The 4,124-nt window shown below is 34.9% G+C and carries 8 protein-coding genes; 5 read left to right on the forward strand and 3 right to left on the reverse strand.

From position 1 onward, the window contains the following. The first annotated feature begins 241 nt into the window (after nucleotides 1–241). Complete coding sequence (locus tag ACFINC_RS08930; protein WP_375616976.1) at nucleotides 242–907, forward strand: hypothetical protein; 666 nt, start codon at nucleotides 242–244, stop codon at nucleotides 905–907. Here the strand turns inward: ACFINC_RS08930 and ACFINC_RS08935 are convergent. The 3 genes from ACFINC_RS08935 to ACFINC_RS08945 are packed head-to-tail and all read right to left on the reverse strand — an operon-like array spanning nucleotide 855 to nucleotide 1,954. After that, nucleotides 855–1,169, reverse strand: a complete 315-nt coding sequence (locus ACFINC_RS08935; protein ID WP_375616977.1) for a hypothetical protein — start codon at nucleotides 1,167–1,169, stop codon at nucleotides 855–857. The two genes, ACFINC_RS08930 and ACFINC_RS08935, sit on opposite strands and share 53 nt — an antisense overlap. A 10-nt stretch (nucleotides 1,170–1,179) precedes the next feature. Next, a complete protein-coding gene (locus ACFINC_RS08940; RefSeq protein ID WP_375616978.1) occupies nucleotides 1,180–1,626 on the reverse strand; it encodes a hypothetical protein in 447 nt (148 codons plus the stop codon). A gap of 10 nt (nucleotides 1,627–1,636) precedes the next feature. After that, the gene (locus ACFINC_RS08945; protein WP_375616979.1) at nucleotides 1,637–1,954 is read right to left on the reverse strand and encodes a hypothetical protein; all 318 of its coding nucleotides are present in this window, start codon (nucleotides 1,952–1,954) and stop codon (nucleotides 1,637–1,639) included. A gap of 94 nt (nucleotides 1,955–2,048) precedes the next feature. On the opposite strand from ACFINC_RS08945, the gene ACFINC_RS08950 reads away from it, so the two are divergent. The 4 genes from ACFINC_RS08950 to ACFINC_RS08965 form a co-directional block, all read left to right on the forward strand. After that, on the forward strand, nucleotides 2,049–2,384 hold the full coding sequence (locus ACFINC_RS08950; RefSeq protein ID WP_375616980.1) for an XRE family transcriptional regulator: 336 nt from the start codon (nucleotides 2,049–2,051) through the stop codon (nucleotides 2,382–2,384). A 221-nt stretch (nucleotides 2,385–2,605) separates the two neighbouring features. Next, nucleotides 2,606–3,016: a hypothetical protein gene (locus tag ACFINC_RS08955; protein ID WP_375616981.1), complete on the forward strand. Its 411-nt coding sequence runs from the start codon at nucleotides 2,606–2,608 to the stop codon at nucleotides 3,014–3,016. A gap of 93 nt (nucleotides 3,017–3,109) precedes the next feature. After that, a complete protein-coding gene (locus ACFINC_RS08960; protein ID WP_375616982.1) occupies nucleotides 3,110–3,592 on the forward strand; it encodes a hypothetical protein in 483 nt (160 codons plus the stop codon). An 83-nt stretch (nucleotides 3,593–3,675) separates the two neighbouring features. Further along, nucleotides 3,676–4,124, forward strand: a 449-nt coding sequence (locus ACFINC_RS08965) for a recombinase RecT (RefSeq protein WP_375616983.1), incomplete at its 3' end; no start/stop codon positions are given.

The following is a 4,124-nucleotide window of genomic DNA, read 5'->3' on the forward strand; positions in this document are numbered from 1 at the left end:
TGCTTTATTTCTGATAGCCATTGTTTAAAACGCAAGTAACGCATTCCACCGCCTTCAAAACGGCGCGATTGAAAATTTACGGTACCACTTATGATACTACCGTCCCCTCCACGTATCGCCCACCCCATCTTCGTGCCTAGATCAAAACAAAGAATCGTGTTATTCACCGCGCATCTCCATACAAAATGTGTTTTATAGAAGTGTTTTTTCCGAAAAGCAGGTAGAGAAAGATTTGTGAAATATGCTTAATGAAATAGAAAATTCTTGGCATTGGATTAATAACAATGCCGTCATATCTACCATTATCGCTACACTTTTTATCAGTATTGGAGGTTCTTTGTTTAAGTATTTCAAACTTTGTAAAAGAAGAAAAGCTTCAGAACAAAAGCTAACTGTGACAAGTGATCCAATAATATTTCTACCAAGGTTAGAGCGTAAAGAACCGCGTAAAATCCCCTTAATTTTTATACCCTTAATCATCAAAAATCCTACAAAAAAAGATATTAGAATCAAACAAATACGTCTTATTGAAGAAAGCCCTTTTGAACTTATTGCTGCTATGGTACGTGATCCTATTTCTATTGGATTTTCTAGAATAGATTCTAAATGTATCTGTTTCGAAAGAAATTTGATAAAACCGCAACGTAATATACAATATTTTAAAAAGGGACGTTTTATAAATCCACCATTAGAACAATTATTAAAGTTGTTTAATTTAAAAAGCCGCAGTGAGTTGTCATTAACACTATATATTTCACCTCTAAGCTCAAGTGATATAGTTGACCCTGAATTTTTCATAAGGCATACTGCACCGTATAATCCAAAGAAAACAATCGAAGTGAGCTTTTGTCCTGTTAGCTTCGACGGATTAAAGACATGGGAAATGTTTCTTGAAATTGCTGATTAAACTGTATATCTTGTGGGTTAATTCTTTCTATTTTTTTGTGTAAACTTGCAATCTGTCCATCAATAGAAGTTATCTCTTTATTGATCAGTGTTTCTTGATTTTTAATTATTGTGTCCTTTTCCCTAATTATTTCATCTTGTTCATCTATCTGTTCTTGTAGATCAGAAGCCTTGAAATAGTAGTGTAAAGTAAACAATGAGACCACAATAATTGGAATGTTATTTATGATATGACCTATGATAAATGACATTACATCTTCCATCTCTCTCTCCTCACTTACCCTTCTTCTCACTCTTCTTATTCTTATGAGCCGGCGCTTTTACTGCTTCATCACGCTGTTTAAGCTCTTGTGTTAGTCTTTCAATTTCCGTATCACGTGATTGAACTTCTGCTTTTAGTGCATCTATAACTTCGTTTTTCCGTTTGAACGCTGCTTCATACTCATCTATCTTTTGCTTCAGTTCTCTAATTTCTGATGCATTTTTGATATTTAAAAAACTCTTATCCATGCCATTCTGAATTTCTCTTGAACATTCATGCTGTTTATTTTGTAACTCGTCTGTTAAATGCCCAATTTTTAATTTTAGAGTTTCAACTTCCTCTTTAAGCCTCTTAACTTGGTCACGATAATACAAAGCAATACGAAACATCACTCCGCATAAAAGCAATGCTCCAAATACTACACACACAACTATCAATATTATTTCATTTAAACTCATTTTGATCTCCTTAATGCTGCAATCTATCGACCGTCTGATCAACAACGCGGCTCTTGCAAATTTTCGACATTGGGGGGACTTGCTCTTGCATTAATCTCTGCAAGCGCTCAGGATAAAAGAAATCTTCTGGACGCAAATCTATCCCATGATCTCGCGCGTAGGTTAATAATTGCGCTTGATAAATTGAAGGAAATAATCCATTAGAACCACCCTTCTCTTTAGAATAAGTGATACGATAAATAGCACCTTTACATTTCTGTAAAATACGCGAAACATTAACAGCCCCCCCTAAATATTTTATTATGGTATACGCAGGTTCTTTTTTCATAATAATAAAATTTCATATTTAATGAATTTTAGCAAGACAAAATTTCAGTTTTTTTTTATTGATTTTTCATATCACATGAAAGAGCCTTGTTTTTATGGAATCAGATCAGTTAAAGGCGTGGCTTAATGAGCAATTAGCTAAAAATGGGCATGGCAGCAAAAAAATGCTCGCTAAACATTTAGGGATATTGCAATCTACTTTAAGCAATATGCTAAATAACTCAGAAAAATCAGAAAAAAAGAAACCAATAAAACCTAGATCAATAAGAGCTGATGAACTAATAAAAATTATTGATTTTTTTGGTGAAATCCCGCCTTTTTTAATAAAAGAATCTGAACAATTTATTCGTCTTTACTATCAAGCAAAACCTGAAGTTCAGAAAGCAGTTTTAACGATTCTTCAAAATTCTTGTTCTTTAGACAAAGAATAGTAGCTGCCCTCACTTTTTTATCTCCATACTTCCAAAGTTTTTCTAACATTGTATTATCCATAATTAACTTTTGCCTTCATAAAATTTCATATTTTATGAATTTTTTAGTTGACCTCGTTCATTAAATATGAAATATACAGACACCATACCCCGAAAAAAAAAACCTATGTCAAGGTGTTTTTTTCAAAATGTATTCAAATATTTTGATAATGGAGGCATTTGTGAAAAAACCAGTGTTTATAAATTCTGATGAAATTCTCTTAGTCATCTGCGAAAATGAAGAACAAAATCTCGCTAAATCTGGTCCTTTCTTAGAAGAAAAGGACATGATCAAATTTATCGACCAAGCCGATAATGCTGTCCAAATTTTGCGTGTAGAACCAACGACTAATCGTTGTGAAGATATCTCTGAAGATATTGCCGAATTCTATCTGAAAGAATGTGAAGAGCAGTGTTTCAACGGCAATATACCTCACGACTTTGTTAAAGACAGTAACGCATACGGTTTTTTTTTAGAAGAAATCGAACAGCAGCGATATGAAGATGAAACTTACGGGACTTATGAACAGCAGCACCGTCTAACTCTTTCGGATGTCATTCCAAATTACCCACATTATACAGGGCGCTTTTAAAAACGCCCTCTTTTCAAAAAATTCACCACACAATGCAATGCCGTTCTTTTGCAAGAACGACAAAGGCAGAATCTAACTTAAAGGAGTAAAACCATGGAAAAGAAATATGAACTTACTGATGAAATAGACATTCTCTATCGTCGACCAGTTCGTCGCATCCGTGCACTGAGAGACTTTGGAAACATCAAGAAAGGTGATCTTGGTGGTTTTATAGAGCATGAAGGCAACCTCTCTCATGAGGGCGATTGTTGGGTTGGGGATAGGGCAAAGGTTTGCAGTAATGCTCAAATTTATGAGAATGCACAAGTATTTGGACGAGCACGTATCTCATGTAATGCACGTATTTATGGAAATGCTAATGTTTTTGGAAAAGCTTGTGTTGAATCCAATGCACATATTTTCGATAATGCGCAAGTTTACGGAATAGCCGAAATTCACGGCAATGCCAAAATTTGTGAAAAAGCTCATATTGGTGGTGAAGCTGTTGTATGTGGTAACACATGTATTTCAGGCAACACACATATTAGTTATACTAGAAAAGCCGAACATATCCCTAGGAAAATACAGAGCGTATAAGCCGTTTCTAACAGCCAAATCAGCTTTTTAACACAAGCGTGATTCACGCCACGGGGGAATTGCGCGCAATGTAGGAAACAAACATGACAAATTCTTCTTTAACAACCATGGCTAGCAAATATGGGTTTTCTCATGATCAATTTCGAAAGACAATTATCAAAACATGTATCAATCATAACTTCTCTGATGAAGAGTTCGCTGCTTTTATCTCTGTTGCCAATACTTATGGTCTTAACCCTTTAACAAAAGAAATCTATGCACTCCCTAAAAAAGGCGGCGGAATCATTCCTGTTGTCTCTATTGATGGTTGGATTAAGATCATTAAGTCTAATCCTCAATTCGATGGTATGACCTTTCAAGATCAACTCGATAAAGACGGTAATATCATTGCTATCAAATGTGCTATTCGTCTCAAAGGCATTAAAGACCCTATTGAAGTCACCGAATATTTAAACGAATGCAAACAAAAAAGTGACACTTGGCAAAAATACCCAGCCCGTATGTTACGTCATAAAGCCACCATACAATGTGC

Origin of the sequence: Bartonella sp. AP58NXGY (genome assembly GCF_042195785.1) — a bacterium.
Classification (GTDB): Bacteria; Pseudomonadota; Alphaproteobacteria; order Rhizobiales; family Rhizobiaceae; genus Bartonella.